The organism is Mycobacterium basiliense (assembly GCF_900292015.1).
Classification (GTDB): Bacteria; Actinomycetota; Actinomycetes; order Mycobacteriales; family Mycobacteriaceae; genus Mycobacterium; species Mycobacterium basiliense.
Genome location: NZ_LR130759.1, coordinates 4,082,544 through 4,099,174 on the forward strand (window position 1 = coordinate 4,082,544; position 16,631 = coordinate 4,099,174).

16 protein-coding genes and 1 rRNA gene are annotated in these 16,631 nt (G+C 62.0%); 1 reads left to right on the forward strand and 16 read right to left on the reverse strand.

What is annotated here, in order from left to right; translation table 11 throughout:
* Nucleotides 1-118: 118 nt before the first annotated feature.
* Nucleotides 119-1,648 (reverse strand): 16S ribosomal RNA (locus MB901379_RS17115).
* Nucleotides 1,649-1,945: 297 nt separating this feature from the next.
* Complete coding sequence (gene murA, locus MB901379_RS17120) at nucleotides 1,946-3,202, reverse strand: UDP-N-acetylglucosamine 1-carboxyvinyltransferase (RefSeq protein WP_158017712.1); 1,257 nt, start codon at nucleotides 3,200-3,202, stop codon at nucleotides 1,946-1,948.
* Nucleotides 3,203-3,272: 70 nt separating this feature from the next.
* Here murA and MB901379_RS17125 point away from each other — a divergent pair, with 70 nt between their 5' ends.
* The gene (locus MB901379_RS17125; protein ID WP_158017713.1) at nucleotides 3,273-3,860 is read left to right on the forward strand and encodes a cob(I)yrinic acid a,c-diamide adenosyltransferase; all 588 of its coding nucleotides are present in this window, start codon (nucleotides 3,273-3,275) and stop codon (nucleotides 3,858-3,860) included.
* A gap of 139 nt (nucleotides 3,861-3,999) precedes the next feature.
* On the opposite strand, the gene MB901379_RS17130 is transcribed toward MB901379_RS17125, so the two are convergent.
* The 14 genes from MB901379_RS17130 to prfA form a co-directional block, all read right to left on the reverse strand.
* A complete protein-coding gene (locus tag MB901379_RS17130; RefSeq protein ID WP_158017714.1) occupies nucleotides 4,000-4,443 on the reverse strand; it encodes a DUF2550 domain-containing protein in 444 nt (147 codons plus the stop codon).
* A 6-nt stretch (nucleotides 4,444-4,449) separates the two neighbouring features.
* Entirely contained in the window at nucleotides 4,450-4,815 is a 366-nt protein-coding gene (locus MB901379_RS17135; RefSeq protein WP_158017715.1) for a F0F1 ATP synthase subunit epsilon, read from the reverse strand.
* Nucleotides 4,816-4,847: 32 nt separating this feature from the next.
* Nucleotides 4,848-6,299: a F0F1 ATP synthase subunit beta gene (gene atpD / locus MB901379_RS17140; protein ID WP_158017716.1), complete on the reverse strand. Its 1,452-nt coding sequence runs from the start codon at nucleotides 6,297-6,299 to the stop codon at nucleotides 4,848-4,850.
* A gap of 39 nt (nucleotides 6,300-6,338) precedes the next feature.
* Nucleotides 6,339-7,253 carry a F0F1 ATP synthase subunit gamma gene (locus MB901379_RS17145; protein WP_158017717.1) on the reverse strand — a complete coding sequence of 305 codons (915 nt, stop codon included), beginning with the start codon at nucleotides 7,251-7,253 and terminating at the stop codon, nucleotides 6,339-6,341.
* An 18-nt stretch (nucleotides 7,254-7,271) separates the two neighbouring features.
* Complete coding sequence (atpA, locus tag MB901379_RS17150; RefSeq protein WP_158017718.1) at nucleotides 7,272-8,924, reverse strand: F0F1 ATP synthase subunit alpha; 1,653 nt, start codon at nucleotides 8,922-8,924, stop codon at nucleotides 7,272-7,274.
* Between the two features lie 65 nt (nucleotides 8,925-8,989).
* Nucleotides 8,990-10,330 carry a F0F1 ATP synthase subunit B/delta gene (locus MB901379_RS17155; protein WP_158017719.1) on the reverse strand — a complete coding sequence of 447 codons (1,341 nt, stop codon included), beginning with the start codon at nucleotides 10,328-10,330 and terminating at the stop codon, nucleotides 8,990-8,992.
* A 6-nt stretch (nucleotides 10,331-10,336) separates the two neighbouring features.
* On the reverse strand, nucleotides 10,337-10,861 hold the full coding sequence (locus MB901379_RS17160; RefSeq protein WP_158017720.1) for a F0F1 ATP synthase subunit B: 525 nt from the start codon (nucleotides 10,859-10,861) through the stop codon (nucleotides 10,337-10,339).
* Nucleotides 10,862-10,908: 47 nt separating this feature from the next.
* On the reverse strand, nucleotides 10,909-11,154 hold the full coding sequence (locus MB901379_RS17165; RefSeq protein WP_003406686.1) for a F0F1 ATP synthase subunit C: 246 nt from the start codon (nucleotides 11,152-11,154) through the stop codon (nucleotides 10,909-10,911).
* Between the two features lie 78 nt (nucleotides 11,155-11,232).
* Nucleotides 11,233-11,985 carry a F0F1 ATP synthase subunit A gene (atpB, locus tag MB901379_RS17170; protein WP_158017721.1) on the reverse strand — a complete coding sequence of 251 codons (753 nt, stop codon included), beginning with the start codon at nucleotides 11,983-11,985 and terminating at the stop codon, nucleotides 11,233-11,235.
* Nucleotides 11,978-12,466: an ATP synthase subunit I gene (locus MB901379_RS17175; protein WP_158017722.1), complete on the reverse strand. Its 489-nt coding sequence runs from the start codon at nucleotides 12,464-12,466 to the stop codon at nucleotides 11,978-11,980. The genes atpB and MB901379_RS17175 overlap by 8 nt, the downstream gene beginning before the upstream one ends.
* A 227-nt stretch (nucleotides 12,467-12,693) precedes the next feature.
* Nucleotides 12,694-13,938, reverse strand: a complete 1,245-nt coding sequence (rfe, locus tag MB901379_RS17180; protein WP_158017723.1) for a UDP-N-acetylglucosamine--decaprenyl-phosphate N-acetylglucosaminephosphotransferase — start codon at nucleotides 13,936-13,938, stop codon at nucleotides 12,694-12,696.
* Nucleotides 13,939-14,001: 63 nt separating this feature from the next.
* Nucleotides 14,002-14,655 (reverse strand): L-threonylcarbamoyladenylate synthase, encoded by a 654-nt coding sequence (locus tag MB901379_RS17185; RefSeq protein WP_158017724.1) that lies wholly within the window; start codon nucleotides 14,653-14,655, stop codon nucleotides 14,002-14,004.
* Nucleotides 14,648-15,541, reverse strand: coding sequence for a peptide chain release factor N(5)-glutamine methyltransferase (gene prmC, locus MB901379_RS17190; RefSeq protein ID WP_232022144.1), 894 nt, complete (start codon nucleotides 15,539-15,541; stop codon nucleotides 14,648-14,650). Before prmC ends, MB901379_RS17185 begins: the two co-directional genes overlap by 8 nt.
* On the reverse strand, nucleotides 15,535-16,608 hold the full coding sequence (gene prfA, locus MB901379_RS17195; RefSeq protein WP_158017726.1) for a peptide chain release factor 1: 1,074 nt from the start codon (nucleotides 16,606-16,608) through the stop codon (nucleotides 15,535-15,537). The genes prmC and prfA overlap by 7 nt, the downstream gene beginning before the upstream one ends.
* Nucleotides 16,609-16,631 lie beyond the last annotated feature (23 nt).

Genomic DNA, 16,631 nt, shown 5'->3' on the forward strand with positions numbered 1-16,631 from the left:
CCAATAGTGTGTCCGGCGATTTATTTGCTGTTGTGCACCCGGCCCTCGTCCACTACAGAAGAGAACCCCTCACGGCTTACACCCCACCAGTTGGGATGTTTCTCGTGGTGCTCCTTAGAAAGGAGGTGATCCAGCCGCACCTTCCGGTACGGCTACCTTGTTACGACTTCGTCCCAATCGCCGATCCCACCTTCGACAGCTCCCTCCCAAAGGGTTAGGCCACTGGCTTCGGGTGTTACCGACTTTCATGACGTGACGGGCGGTGTGTACAAGGCCCGGGAACGTATTCACCGCAGCGTTGCTGATCTGCGATTACTAGCGACTCCGACTTCACGGGGTCGAGTTGCAGACCCCGATCCGAACTGAGACCGGCTTTAAAAGGATTCGCTTAACCTCGCGGCATCGCAGCCCTTTGTACCGGCCATTGTAGCATGTGTGAAGCCCTGGACATAAGGGGCATGATGACTTGACGTCATCCCCACCTTCCTCCGAGTTGACCCCGGCAGTCTCTCACGAGTCCCCACCATTACGTGCTGGCAACATGAGACAAGGGTTGCGCTCGTTGCGGGACTTAACCCAACATCTCACGACACGAGCTGACGACAGCCATGCACCACCTGCACACAGGCCACAAGGGAACGCCTATCTCTAGACGCGTCCTGTGCATGTCAAACCCAGGTAAGGTTCTTCGCGTTGCATCGAATTAATCCACATGCTCCGCCGCTTGTGCGGGCCCCCGTCAATTCCTTTGAGTTTTAGCCTTGCGGCCGTACTCCCCAGGCGGGGTACTTAATGCGTTAGCTACGGCACGGATCCCAAGGAAGGAAACCCACACCTAGTACCCACCGTTTACGGCGTGGACTACCAGGGTATCTAATCCTGTTCGCTCCCCACGCTTTCGCTCCTCAGCGTCAGTTACTGCCCAGAGACCCGCCTTCGCCACCGGTGTTCCTCCTGATATCTGCGCATTCCACCGCTACACCAGGAATTCCAGTCTCCCCTGCAGTACTCTAGTCTGCCCGTATCGCCCGCACGCTCACAGTTAAGCCGTGAGATTTCACGAACAACGCGACAAACCACCTACGAGCTCTTTACGCCCAGTAATTCCGGACAACGCTCGCACCCTACGTATTACCGCGGCTGCTGGCACGTAGTTGGCCGGTGCTTCTTCTCCACCTACCGTCAATCCGGGAAACCGGACCTTCGTCGATGGTGAAAGAGGTTTACAACCCGAAGGCCGTCATCCCCCACGCGGCGTCGCTGCATCAGGCTTGCGCCCATTGTGCAATATTCCCCACTGCTGCCTCCCGTAGGAGTCTGGGCCGTATCTCAGTCCCAGTGTGGCCGGACACCCTCTCAGGCCGGCTACCCGTCGTCGCCTTGGTAGGCCGTTACCCCACCAACAAGCTGATAGGCCGCGGGCCCATCCCACACCGCAAAAGCTTTCCACCACAGGACATGAATCCCGTGGTCCTATCCGGTATTAGACCCAGTTTCCCAGGCTTATCCCGAAGTGCAGGGCAGATCGCCCACGTGTTACTCACCCGTTCGCCACTCGAGTATCTCCGAAGAGACCTTTCCGTTCGACTTGCATGTGTTAAGCACGCCGCCAGCGTTCGTCCTGAGCCAGGATCAAACTCTCCAAACAAAAACCCCTCGATAACGAGGTGAATTTACAATCAGAGATACCTGACAAGACGCCAAATACTGGCATCCAATAAAATATGACTACTCCCTCACACGGGGAGTGAAAGGTGTAGTCGAAAAAACAACAACAAACAAAAACACCAAACACACTATTGAGTTCTCAAACAACAATCTTGCTTGTTTTCACCCTCTTCGGGGCAACCCTGCCAGCTTAATACATTTCCGGCAGTGAAGTCAAGTCCCGGTTCCGGCCAACTTTTTGGGCTGGTCGGGCCTGTTGGGACCTGTCGAACTTACCCTACGAGCATACCCTCTCAATCTCGGCCCCCAGACTTGCCAGGTTCTCGACGAACAGCGGGTAGCCGCGGTCGATGTGAAACACGTCGTGGACCTCGGTGTCACCATCTGCCACCAGCCCCGCCAGCACCAACCCGGCGCCTGCCCGGATGTCCGAACACCAGACGGGCGCGCTGGATAGTTGCGGCAGACCACGGACGACCGCGTGATGCCCGTCGGTGCGGGCATCCGCGCCCAGCCGAATCATCTCTTCGACGAACCGGAACCTGGCCTCGAAGACATTCTCGGTGATCATCGACGTGCCGTCGGCGATTGACGCCAAGGCGATCGCCATCGGCTGCAGGTCGGTCGGAAAACCCGGGAACGGCAACGTCGCAACATTGACCGCCTTCGGGCGCTCGTACTGGACGATGCGGAAGCTGTCGTCGGTCTGGGTGACGGTCGCACCGGCGTCGTGCAGCTTGTGCAGTACAAGTTGTAGATGCGACGGATCAATTCCCGTCACGCTGATGTCCCCCCGGGTCATGGCCGCGGCAATGCCCCAGGTTGCGGCCACGATGCGATCTCCGATGACGCGGTGCTCAGTCGGATGCAACCGCGGGACACCGGTGATCGTCATCGTCGGCGAACCGGCGCCTTCGATCTGGGCACCCATCTGGTTCAGCATCGTGCACAGGTCAACCACATCGGGTTCGCGTGCCGCATTGTGGATGGTGGTGACACCCTCTGCGACGACCGCGGCCATCAATATGTTCTCGGTGGCTCCCACAGAGGGGAACTCCAACTGAATCTCTGCCCCGCGCAACGTTTCCGCCTGAGCCACCACGCAGCCATGCTCGATATTGCAGTTGGCACCCAACTGCCGAAGACCCGCCTGATGCATGTCCAGCGGCCGGGACCCGATCGCGTCGCCACCAGGGAGCGCGACCTTGGCTCGTTTGCATCGCCCAACAAGCGGTCCCAGCACGCACACCGAGGCCCGAAACTGTCTCACCGCGGCGAAGTCAGCGTCGTACTTGGGCTCGTCGGGAGATGTAATACGGGCGACATCGCCGTCAAGTTCGACGGTGGCACCCAGCCCACGCAGGACCTCGGCCATCAAGGGCACATCGAGGATGTCCGGGCAGTTAGTGATGGTGCTGGTACCTTCGGCCAGCAGCGTCGCGGCCATGAGCTTGAGAACGCTATTTTTAGCACCCCCAACAGCGACTTCGCCTGACAACCGGTTCCCACCGGTGACCACGAATCGCTCCGCCACCCGGGTCAGTCTAGTTAAGCGCTATCGGCTTGTCAGTCAGGTGAGCAGTCAGGCCGAGTACCGTTTGCCTATGGCAATCCATCTCACCCGCATTTACACCCGGACCGGTGACGACGGAACCACGGGATTGAGCGATTTCTCGCGGGTCTCCAAGAACGACGCACGCCTGGTGGCCTACGCGGACTGTGATGAGGCCAACTCCGCGATCGGCGTCGCGGTAGCGCTGGGACACCCCGACGGGCATGTCGCGGACGTGCTAAGGCAGATCCAAAATGACCTGTTCGACGCTGGCGCGGATCTGTCGACACCGTTGAACCCGGAGGAAAACCCCGAACACCCCCCGCTGCGAATCACCCAGAGCTATATCGACCGGATCGAAAACTGGTGCGACACATACAACGAAGGCCTACCGGCATTGAATTCTTTTGTTCTGCCGGGAGGTTCACCGCTATCTGCGCTTCTGCACGTCGCTCGCACGGTGGTCCGCCGCGCCGAACGATCGGCATGGGCCGCCATGGACGCACACCCCCAAGGCGTCAGTCCGTTGCCGGCGAAATATCTGAATCGACTGTCGGACCTGCTCTTCATTCTGTCGCGGGTAGCCAATCCGAGCGGTGACGTGCTGTGGCGGCCGGGCGGCGGCGCACCGACGGCGTAGTTGAACCCCAGAACACCACAACGAAACCACAGTCGCTCGGCAACGGGCCTGGCTGACCGAGTCGCCCCGAAGATCTCTGGATGACCGACCATCGGCCCAAGTCCTCCACGCCCGCAGATCCGACCCGACCCAGAGTGCTTCAGCTACTTCGCTTTTGAGCCCGGGGCGAAGGCCGAGACTCAAGCCAAGACTGAAACGCGGTCAGCGCCCCCCGATCGAATGCGAGCTCATAGCCCTGCCTCCGGTCTTGTGTAGTGTCGCGCAGTTCCAGCACGACGATCGCATCGGTCATGATGTCGAACTCATCGCCCCTTGGCGCCCGCCGCGCAATGATCTCAACGCCTCGTCTGCTGAGACGCCGATCCGGCCACAGACGCAGGCTGGAAAGCCGGTAGAACGCGGCTTCGCCACCGCGGTACCGGATCACGCCGTGGCGCCAACCGTGGCCTCCGACCGCTGGGATATCGCGCATGATCCCAGCCGTCCCGCCCTGACGCAGCTTCCAGAGTCGATAGCTCAAGGCCAGCACGGCCATACCCAGAACGACGACAAGCACGACCATGCCGACCATGGGCGCGCTCATCGGGCGTTAGTCGATCGCGCCGACAGCGCGCAATCTGGCTCGTCCCCGGGCGGCGATGCGAGGATCGTCGGACTCAGCATCCTGCTTGGCCGTGGCCTCATCGATCTCTGACTCAAACTCGGCCGACTCGGCGAGAATGCTGACTCCCTCCTCGGTCACCGACATGAAGCCGCCGTCCACCGCGATCCGCAGGTCCTTGTCGTCTTCGCGCTCTACGCGCACCATGGCGTCGTCGACCAATTGGGCCACCAGCGGAATGTGGTGAGGCAGAATCCCAATCTCACCGACGGTAGTGCGGGTGAAAAGAAACGTTCCCTTGCCCGACCAGACCTTGCGGTCAACAGCAACGATCTCGACGTTCAATTCGGCCATGTCACACCACCTTTCGACTCACCTGGACGCCACTACAGCTTGGCGCCGAGGCTCTCGGCCTTCTTCGCCAGATCGTCGAGCCCGCCGATCAAGAAGAAAGCCTGCTCGGGTACGTGGTCGAAGTCGCCTTTGGCCAGCTTGTCGAATGCCTCGATGGTTTCCTTCACCGGGACCGTCGAACCGGGCTGCCCGGTGAACTGCTCGGCGGCCATCATGTTCTGCGACAGGAACCGCTCGATGCGGCGAGCTCGGTTGACCAGCTGCTTGTCCTCTTCAGACAGCTCATCGATACCCAGAATCGCGATAATGTCCTGAAGATCCTTGTAGCGCTGCAGAATCCGAATGACTTCCTGAGCCACCCGGTAATGCTCGTCGCCGACGACGCCGGGATCCAAAATGGTTGAGCTGGACGCCAGCGGGTCCACCGCCGGGAAGATGCCCTTGGAGAACACCGCGCGGGATAGCTCGGTGGTGGCATCCAGGTGAGCGAACGTCGTCGCAGGAGCCGGGTCGGTGTAGTCGTCGGCAGGCACGTACACAGCTTGCATCGAGGTAATCGAACGTCCCCGGGTGGAGGTAATGCGTTCCTGGAGCTCGCCCATCTCGTCGGCCAGGGTGGGCTGATATCCCACCGCGGAGGGCATCCGGCCAAGCAGCGTGGACACCTCCGAACCGGCCTGGGTGAACCGGAAGATGTTGTCGATAAACAACAGCACGTCCTGGCCCGCCTCGTCACGGAACCACTCGGCCATGGTCAGCGCGGACAGCGCCACCCGCATACGAGTGCCGGGCGGCTCATCCATCTGGCCGAAGACCAGCGCGGTGTCCTTGAGCACGTTGGCTTCCTGCAGCTCGACCCACAGGTCGTTGCCTTCACGAGTGCGCTCGCCCACACCGGCGAATACCGAAGTACCACCGAAGTTGCGCGCGATGCGGTTGATCATCTCCTGGATCAGCACCGTCTTGCCCACCCCGGCACCACCGAACAGGGCGATCTTGCCGCCACGCACGTACGGAGTGAGCAAGTCCACGACCTTCAGGCCGGTCTCGAGCATCTCGGTCCGGGGCTCGAGGTCTTCGAAGGCCGGCGGCTTGCGGTGAATCGACCAGTGCTCGAAGTCTTCGCCGTAGCCAGGCTTGTCCAGGCAGTCCCCCAGCGCGTTGAAGACGTGGCCCTTGACGGCCTCACCGACCGGCACCGAGATCGACCTGCCGGTGTCGGTGACCTCGACGCCACGCACCAGGCCGTCGGTGGGCTGCAGCGAGATCGTGCGGACCAAGTTGTCGCCGAGGTGCTGTGCCACCTCCAGCGTCAGGGTTTTCGCCAGCGACTCGAAGTCGATCTTGGCGTGCAGAGCATTGAACAGCTCCGGGACGGAACCACGCGGAAACTCGACGTCGACGACGGGCCCAGTGACCCGTACCACTCGGCCGCTGGTCTCTGAATTCGTCGACTTGTCAGTCTTTTCGGCTGTTGCAGTCATATCTTTCTTCGCTTCCTCGTGGGCCTTACGTAGTTGGGCCTAGCGGGCATCGGCTAGCGCATTCGCGCCACCGACGATTTCGCTGATCTCCTGGGTGATTTGGGCCTGGCGCTCACGGTTTGCCATCAGCGTCAGGGCTTTGATGAGGTCGTCGGCGTTGTCGGTCGCCGACTTCATCGCTCGCTGGCGCGACGCCAACTCCGAGGCCGCCGATTCCAGCATTGCCGCATACACCCGGGTGGTGAGGTATCGCGGCAGCAGCGACTCGAACAGCGTCGTCGCGTCCGGTTCGAAGGAGTACAGCGTGCGCGGACCCTGGTCTTCGACATATTCCACGACCATCGGTGCCATCCGGCGCGCCTCGGTTGACTGCGACAGCATTGACTTGAACTCGGTGTAGACGATGTGCAGTTCGTCAACGCCCTGGTCGCTGTCGATCCCCTGCCCCTCGGCTTCACCGGTGCCCACCATGAATGCGTCGACCAGAGTCGAAGCGATCTCCGCGGCATTCTGGTACTTGGGCTGTTCGGAAAAACCCGTCCACGATTCGGTGATATCCCAGTTACGGAATGTGTAGTAGGCCAACGCTTTACGGCCCACCACATAGAGAACGGGCTGCTTACCTTCCTCCCGCAGGAGGGAGAACAACTCTTCGGAACGGCGGAATACGTTGGCGTTGTAAGCGCCGCACAGGCCACGGTCGGAGGACACCACCAAGACGCCGGCCCGCTTCGGCTCAGGATGTTCCACCAACAACGGGTGATCCAGGGCCGCGTCAGCGGCCAAGGTGGTGAGCATCTGCGTGATCTGCTCGGCGTAAGGCCGGGCGGACTCAAGCCGAGCCTGCGCCCTGGCGATACGCGAGGTTGCGATCAGCTCCTGGGCCTTGGTGATCTTTTTGATCGAGCCCGCCGAGCGGATCCGTCCACGCAGTTCGCGAAGTGTGGCAGCCATGTCATATACCTGTGTGTGTTATTTCTTCTTCTTCTGCGGCGCAGGCTTCTTGACTTTCACCGATTCTTTGCCGAGATCCTCTTCGTCCAGTGCCTCGACGTGCTCGTCGGGCACCACCGAACCGCCATCGGTGGCGGCAAAGCCCTTCTTGAAGTGGTTGATGACCTTGGTCAGCGCTTCCTCGGTCTCCTCGGTCAGCTTCTGCGTCTCCCGGATGGTGCTCAACAGCTTCTCTTCGGAAGCCCGCACGTGGTCCAGCAGTTCGGTTTCAAATCGCCGGACGTCCTCGACTGGCACCGAGTCCAGGTGACCGCCGGTGCCCAGGAAGATCGAGATAACTTGCTCCTCAACGGCCATCGGCTGGTACTGCGGCTGCTTCAGCAGCTCGACCAGCCGGGCACCGCGGTCCAGCTGCGCCTTGGACGTGGCGTCCAGATCCGAGGCAAACGCAGCAAACGCTTCCAGTTCACGGTATTGCGACAGATCCAGACGCAGTGAGCCCGCTACTTCCTTCATGGCCTTGATTTGGGCGGCGCCACCGACCCGGGACACCGAGACACCGACGTTGATGGCCGGACGAACGCCCTGGTTGAACAGGTCGGTCTCCAGAAAGCACTGCCCGTCGGTAATCGAGATGACATTGGTCGGGATGTAGGCCGAGATGTCGTTGGCCTTGGTCTCGATGATCGGTAGACCGGTCAGCGAGCCACCACCGAGCTCGTCGGACAACTTCGCGCAACGCTCCAAAAGGCGTGAGTGCAAATAGAACACGTCACCTGGATAGGCTTCACGGCCAGGCGGACGGCGCAGCAGCAATGAGATTGCGCGGTAGGCTTCGGCCTGCTTGGTCAGGTCGTCGAAGACGATCAGCACATGCTTGCCGCTGTACATCCAGTGCTGGGCAATGGCCGAACCGGTGTATGGCGCAAGCCATTTGAAGCCGGCGGAGTCCGACGCGGGCGCCGCCACGATGGTCGTGTAGTCCATCGCGCCGCCCTCTTCAAGAGCACGCCGCACCGACGCGATCGTGGTGCCCTTCTGACCGATGGCCACATACACGCAGCGCACCTGCTTCTTCTCGTCACCGCTCTCCCAGTTCTCCCGCTGGTTGAGGATGGTGTCGACGCAGACGGCGGTCTTGCCGGTCTTGCGGTCGCCGATGATCAGCTGTCGCTGGCCGCGGCCGATCGGGGTCATCGCGTCGATCGCTTTGATACCGGTCTGCAGCGGCTCCTTGACGCTTTGCCGCTGCACCACCGACGGCGCTTGCAGCTCCAGCGCACGCCGCGTCTCGGCCTCGATGTCTCCACGCCCGTCAATCGGCTGGCCGAGGGGGTTGACCACGCGGCCCAAAAAGGCGTCGCCGACCGGTACCGACAGGACTTCGCCGGTGCGCTTGACCTGCTGGCCTTCTTCGATGTTCTCGAAGTCACCGAGGATAACCGCGCCAACGCTGTGTTCGTCGAGGTTCAACGCCACACCGAGCACACCGCCCGGAAATTCGAGCAACTCCTGGGTCATCACGGAGGGCAAGCCCTCGACATGCGCAATACCGTCGCCAGCGTCGACCACGGTACCGACCTCCTCACGGGAGGTATCCGAGGTGAATGAGCTTACGTACTCTTCGATCGCGCTCTGAATATCATCAGCGGAGATTGTCAACTCGGCCATGGCTTTTCGTCTTCCTACTTCGGTTGTGTTGACTTGGTTCGGGTTTCAAATCAGGCACTCGATTTTCAATCAGGCAATTGAGCCTCGGCAGCGGCCAAGCGCGAAGAGAGCGTACCGTCAATGACCTCGTCGCCCACCGCGATTGACAGACCGCCCAGCAACGCGGGATCAATCTGCAGCTGCACGGTCACCGGGTGACCGTAGATTCGGCTCAGCACCTCGGTAACGCGGGTGCGTTGAGCACCACTGAGCTCGGCCGCCGCGCTGACCTGCGCAACGATTTCGCCGTGGCGAGCCACCGCCACTTCGGCCAGGAGCAGCACGGCGTCTTCTGCCGGCTGACCTCTCAATAATTCGACCGTGTGGGATAGGAGTGCGACCGCGATCTGATTGACGCTACTGCCCGCGCTGTCAAGCACCTTGCGCAACAACTGAACTCGACCTTCGGCTGGCACAGCGTAGTCGCCCAACAGGATCGAAAGTCGTGGCTGCGCATCCAGGATTCGAGAAAACCGGAACAACTGGTCTTCGACGTCGTCGGCCTGACCCTCCCGCTCGGCGACTTCCAGCAATGCTTGCCGAGACAAGTGCTCGATGGCATCGATCAGATCGGAATTGGCCGACCATCTCTCCGAGACGGCCGCCCGCAATATCTCGAGCGCGGGGTCGCCAACCTTGCCGGTGATCAGCCGATCGAGTAGCCGCACCCTGGGCGCCGCGTCTTCGGCGGGCACGGTGAGATACCGCGTGACGACAGCTTCCCGATCCAGCATTTGGGCAACCGAGACCAGGTCGCTGGCCAGTGTCGACAGTGCTTGGTTGTCGAGGCCCTTCGACAAGGTGCCAAACTTGCCGACCAAGCTGCCCAGCGCCCGTCGACTGGCCGAACGCATTTTCGCGGTCACCGGATGCTCGACTTCTGCCGGCTCCGGCGCCATCGCATCGAGTTCGTCCAGGAAGCGTTCGACGGTAGCGGACTGCTGCGTCGGGTCGGCAACATAGCTGCGGACCAGTTCGCCTGCCTGCCGGACGGATTCGTGGCCCAGCTCCAGCCGAAGCTGGCGGGCCAGTTGGGTCCGCATCAACTCGACCTGACGAGCGCCCTGTCCCTTGATACGGTCGGCCTCGATACCGGCCTGTTCCTGCAATTGTTCGGCAATCCGCTTGGCATCCGTCTTGGCCTCTTCAACGACCTGCTTGGCCTCTTTCTTGGCGGATTCGATGGCCTTGCTGTGCGCGGCCGTCGACTCAGTCAGCCGCTCGGCGGCGGTTTCCGCATCAGCCAACTGTTGTCGCAGTGTGTCCTGCCGCGCAGCCATCAGCCGCCGTACAGGAGGCACCACATAGCGCCACACCAAAAACACGATGGCCGCGAAGCCAACCAGCTGTCCGAGAAATGTCGACATGGTTGCTTACCTCGTCGCGGCTGACGTGCTGACGTCGACACCGAGGATCCGACTGGCCAGCGTCGCCGACATAGTCGCGACGTTGGCGCGCAAATCCAGTTCCACCGCGTCCCTTTCCCGCTTCAGCTCCTCGCTGGCCACCTGCAACGTTGATGCCACTTCCTGCTCGGCACGGGCGCGCGCATCTTCGACGACCTTACGGCCGTCAGCGCGGGCGTTATCCCGGTAGGACGATGCCTGGGCCCGGGCTTCCGCCATGGCCTCTTCGTAGTCGGCCTGGGCAGCCGCGAATTGCTCGGCGGACTTCTTGTTGTCGGACAGCGTCTTAGCCACCATGGCGTCGCGTTCCCGCAACACCTTCAGGATCGGTGGCACGACAAACGTGCCAATAACGGCGAGGACCAACAAGAAGATGGCCAGCACGAAGAAGAAGGTGCCGTTGGGAATAAGGAAGTTGTTGGTCTTGCCGCCTTCCTCACCTTCCGCAGCCGCCTGGCTCAGCGCCAGAACAATAGAGTTCACGTCACTCATTGCTACCCATTGCAACCACTACAACCACTTCAGCCGTTACAGCCGAATTATTTGACGGGCGTGGCGAATACGAACAGTGCCATAAACGCCAGGTTGATAAAGTAGGCCGCCTCGACCAGGCCGACGGTGATGAAGAACGGCGTGAATAGCCGCCCCTGTGCCTCGGGCTGCCGGGCCACGCCGGAGATTAGCGCGTTACCGGCGACACCGTCACCGATACCGGCGCCGATTGCGCCACCGGCCATGATCAGTCCGCCGCCGATGAGGGCGCCGGCAGCGATAGTGGGGTCCATTCCTTATCCTCCTTGATAACTCTGGTAGCGGTTTACCAGGATTCGGTATCGGTACGTGCCTAACAGGTCGAGACAGTCTTAGTGGTGTTCGTCTTCTAGCTCCATCGCTTGGCTGAAGTACAGAATTGTCAGCAGTGCGAAAATGAACGCCTGGATGGCGCCCACGAACAAGTCAAACGATTTCCAGATCGCATTCGGCGCCCACATGATGTAGGGCGGAAAGAGCGCGATCAATGCAACCAATATGCCACCGGCGAAGATGTTGCCGAAAAGACGGAGCGACAACGAGATCGGCTTGGCAATCTCTTCAACAAGGTTGATCGGCGCCAGTATCGCCACGTGCCCCTTCACCAGCTTGATGGGGTGGCCGACAATCCCACGACGCCAAATCCCCGCGGCGTGGTAGCAGACGAAGACAAACAAGGCCAGCGCCAGCACGTAATTGATATCCGCGGCGGCCGGTTTGAGCAGCTCGGTGGTTTGCCCGTCCTTGTCGGTGTACTGCACCGGCAGGACCGACAGCCAGTTGGAGATCAGGATGAACACGAAGATGGTCACCGCGAGCGGCAACACAAAGGGAGCGATCCGCATCCCGATAGCGCCCTCGACCTGGTTGCGCATCTGTATGGTGATCGCCTCGAAGAACAACTGCACCCCACCGGGCACAGCCGTCGACGTCACCTTCGAGCGCAGGTAGAAGGCCAAGGCGATGACGATCAGGCCGGCAATCGCTGTTGACAGCACCGTGTCAGTGTTGACGGTCATACCGAGCCAGGTGGCGGTGTGGTGCTCGCCGACCTCGATCTGGGCGGCCAGGATGGACTCAGTCATCGCTGGTGCTCCTCACTTCCGTCCCTTCAGATCCCGTCAAAACGCCGCCGGCCGACTCCACCGACTCGTCGACACCGGTCCGCAGTTTCTTCCAAACCGGCAGGGCAGTCGACAACACCAACAGCAGCTGGAAGAACGCCAAACCAAATACCACACCAAGCCCCGCCGGCCGAAATAGGTAGGCAATGATCAGCGCGATGATGGTGATTACCGCGACACGCGACGCGGAATTGAGCGCCATCGACCGCTTCAGCGGATGCGCCTGCGCGGTGATCGACTCGACTGAACGCCGCACCAGCACGGCGTTGAGCAAACCGAGCAGGAGCCCGACACCCAAGAACACCCCGACCATGACATGCCCGATGAAACCGGCGATGAGCGTCGCGGCCAAGGTCAGCCCCAGGCTGATAACAAGCAGGCGAACCGGGCGGAACGCAACAGAGGGAAACACCAACGGCGCGTCCTGCGCTGGTGTTGTCACTGCAGCACCTCAATCCCGGGTTGGTGGAGCGGAAACCACCTGATCGACTGATCGGTGGCTCGCCGAGCGTATCGCAAAGGGCACGGTGGCATAACCCAAGGGGTAGCTCCCTGTGTCGGTCGTCAATGGGCGCGGTCGGAAACCAATCCGAAGGCCCAGGGGGCCGGCAACCCGCGAGGTTTGTTTCGGGGTTCTACCTGCACCGTACCACAAGGTAGATGCCACTACTACTTCTTGTCGTAGTCATTGTTGTGGTCGCCGTCGTAGTCGCCGTCGTAGTAGTCGTCGCCACGCCGCAGCAGCGGGATCGCGGTCACGATCCCCGCGACGACAATCGCGCCCAGCATCACCGCCGCGGTGTGGCGCGGGTCGACAAAGATCGTGCTCGCCGCTCCGAACGCGACAATGCCCACCCACAAGTAGATGAGCAGCACCACTCGGCGATGGGAATGACCAATCTGCAACAGCCGGTGGTGAAGGTGCATCTTGTCCGGACTGAACGCACTGCGGCCCGCGCGGGTGCGACGCACGATCGCCAACAACAAGTCCAGCATCGGCACAAACATGACAGCAATCACCAGTAAGAACGGCGACAGCAAAGCAAACACGTCGCGCGCGCCGTAGGCATTTTGCGAGATCGGGCCGGCAGCGGTCGTGGAAGCCGCGGCAAGCATCAACCCGATCAGCATCGAACCGGAATCACCCATGAAGATCTTGGCTCGGTGAAAGTTGTGCGGCAGAAAGCCGAGACAGGCTCCCGCGAGCACTACCGAGATCACCGCGGGCGGATAGAACAACACGTCGCCACCGTGGTCACGCAGCAGTCCCACCGAGAACATGCAGATCGCCAACGCGGTGATCAGACCCAGCCCAGCCGCCAGACCGTCCAGGCCGTCGACGAAGTTCATTGCGTTCACGATCGACACGGTCAACGCCAACGTGAGCAGGATCGAGGAGGCTTGGTCCAGCACAATGGTTCCGACCCCACCCACCGGGATATAGAGGACACTCCACGCCACCCCCATGGTGACCAGCACACTGGCCGCGGTGATCTGGCCAGCGAATTTTGTGAGCGCATCAAGACCCCACCTGTCGTCGATCAGACCTATCCCCATGATCACTGCACCCGCGACCAGCACCGCGGGCATACCGGTGGAATAAACGAAACCGCGGGTTAGCGCGGGAAGCTGGGAGGCGAGGAAGACAGCGGAGACAACGCCGAGGAACATCGCCAAGCCGCCCATGCGTGGGGTGGGTGTGACGTGAACATCACGCTCCCGTGGATAGGCGACAGCCCCCAACCGGGTTGCTAGCACCCGTACCGGCCCGGTTGCGAAATAGGTGATGATCGCCGCGGTCAGCCCGACGAGGGCGAGCTCACGCAGCGGGACGCCGGCCCCGGGGGCAGAAAGTGCGAGCACGCCACCGGCAAGGCTGGCCACATCGCTGGACACCTCGAGACCGTACTGCACCAACCTGAGACCCCAACAACTGCGCCCGGCCTCACCACGAAGGGCCGGTGGGGCAAAAGATGCTCAGGCGGTCAACGTCTCCGTGTCCACACCGAGCACATCGGCGATCCGTTCCGCACTGACCGGCCCCGCCCGAAGGATGCGCGGGGATGCTCCGGTCAGGTCGACGATGGTAGAAGCGGCCTGCTGCGCGGATGGACCGCCGTCCAAATAGATGTCGATGCGATCGCCGAGCTGGCGACGTGCCTCGACGACGTCACCCGCCGGTGGCTGACCGGAGACGTTTGCGCTGGAGACCGCCATGGGCCCGACCTGCCGCAACAATTCGATGGCGACCGGATGCAAAGGCATGCGCAACATCACCGTGCCGTAAGCATCACCGAGATCCCATTGCAATGAGGGCGCTTGCACGACGACCAGGCTCAGCGCACCCGGCCAGAAGGCGCGGATCAGTTCGCGCGCGCCGTCGGGCATCGAGTAGACCAGGCCCTCGATTGTGTGCCAGGAGCCGACCAGCACGCCTACTGGCATGTCGCGTGCCCGCCCCTTGGCCGCAAGTAGCGCGTTCACCGCAGCGCTGTCGAAGGCGTCGGCGCCGATTCCGTAGACGGTGTCCGTCGGCATGACTACCAAGCGCCCCGCCTTGAGCGCCCCGACCGCCGCGGCGATTCCATCGGAACGCTGATCGGGGTCGGCGCAATCGAACACCTCAGTCATAGCCGACACTCTCCCTATCATCATCGCGGCACGCGGCACGGCCGTTTCGCCTGCAGGCGGTGACAAACCTGGGCCGCCCGGCTAGATCCCGGCGAGCAACGACGCTATCGAAAACCCCTGCGCCGTTGATCAATTCAACCGTCGGCAAAGACATGGATTCGTCATGTTCAACGGCGAACCCCCCACCGGGGCGCAACCACCTCCCGGCCAGCCGAACAACGTGCGGAATCACTGCCATCCCGTCCGGCCCACCGAACACCGCGCGGCGTGGATCATGCTGCGCTACCTCGGGTTCCAAGATCGCATCATCGGGGACATAGGGCGGGTTGGCGACGACGAGGTCGACTTGTCCGTCGAGCTCCCCCAGCAGGCCGGGTTCGGTGACATCAGCTCGCACCAGTTCCACCTTGCTGCCCTGAACGTTGCGACGGGCATACTCCAGGGCCACGTCGGAGTCATCGATAGCGATGATTCGCGCTGTCGGCCGCAACTGGGCCAGCGCGACAGCCAATGCGCCACTTCCGGTGCACACGTCGATGATGACCGGCCGCACCGGAAGTGGTTGCGCGGTAGCCCATTCCAATATGGCTTCGGTCTCTGGGCGCGGTATGAACACACCCGGACCAACATGCAGCTCGACCGGCCCGAACGCCACCGTCCCGGTGAGATGCTGCAACGGCACCCGCCGGCAACGCGCGGCGACAATGTCCTGGTATCGCCCCAAGAAGCCATCACCGGGCGCCTCGTCCTGCACGGACAGCAGACCACGCTGCGTGCCCGTTAAATGGGCCGCTAACTGCTCGGCATCGCAACGCGCGGAGTCGATCCCGGCCGCGGTGAGCAGCGCTGCAGCCGAATCAATCGCGTGCCGCAGCGAGGTCATGATTGCTGTAGCCGGGACTGCTTGTCAGCGGCGGCCAGCGCGTCGAACAGCGCGTCCAGGTCACCATCGAGGACCTGATCGAGGTTGTATGCCTTGTAGCCGATTCGGTGATCGGTGATCCGGTTCTCCGGAAAGTTGTATGTGCGAATCCGTTCGCTGCGGTCCACGGTGCGAATCTGGCTAGCCCGGTCTGCCGACGCGTCAGCCAGCGCTTGTTCCTCGGCTATCGCCTGTAGCCGAGCCGCCAGCACCTGCAAGGCGCGTATCTTGTTTTGCAGCTGCGACCGTTCGTTTTGACAGGTGACGACAATTCCGGTGGGCAGGTGGGTGATTCGCACCGCCGAGTCGGTGGTATTGACACCTTGGCCGCCCTTGCCCGAAGACCGGTAGACATCGATGCGCAGGTCGGACTCGTCGATCTGCACCTCACCGACCTCTTCAGGTTCTGGGTAGACGAGCACACCAGCGGCCGAGGTATGCACGCGGCCTTGCGATTCCGTTACCGGAACGCGTTGTACCCGGTGCACCCCGCCCTCGAATTTCATCCGCGACCACACCCCGTCGACCGTGTCGCCTTTGCTGGCGATGGCCAGCGTCGCGTCCTTATAGCCGCCCAGGTCCGAGGTGGTTTCGTCCAACACCGTCACCGTCCAGCCGTGCCGCTCCGCGTAGCGGATGTACATCCTGGCCAGATCGGCGGCAAACAGGGCCGATTCTTCGCCGCCCTCCCCGGACTTGACCTCGAGCACGATATCGTCGGCATCATGCGGGTCGCGCGGTGCCAGCATGTCGGTGAGTTGGGCATCGAGTTCGGCTACCTGAGCCTCCAACTCGGCGGCCTCCGCAGCAAAGGACTCGTCGGCGGCCGCCAGTTCGCGAGCGGCCTCGAGATCTTCGCGGGCGGCCACCAGCTTGCGATGGGTGGCCACGATCGGCGCGAGTCGGGCAAATCGGCGGCCGGCCTTGCGCGCCTCGGCGGGGTTGCTATGCAGTTCGGGGTCTGCCAGCGCAACCTCAAGGTCCGCGTGTTCGGCAAGCAGGACGTCGATCGTCTGCACCGGCTGCGCCATGTCACACCTCCCGCCAGCTCTTT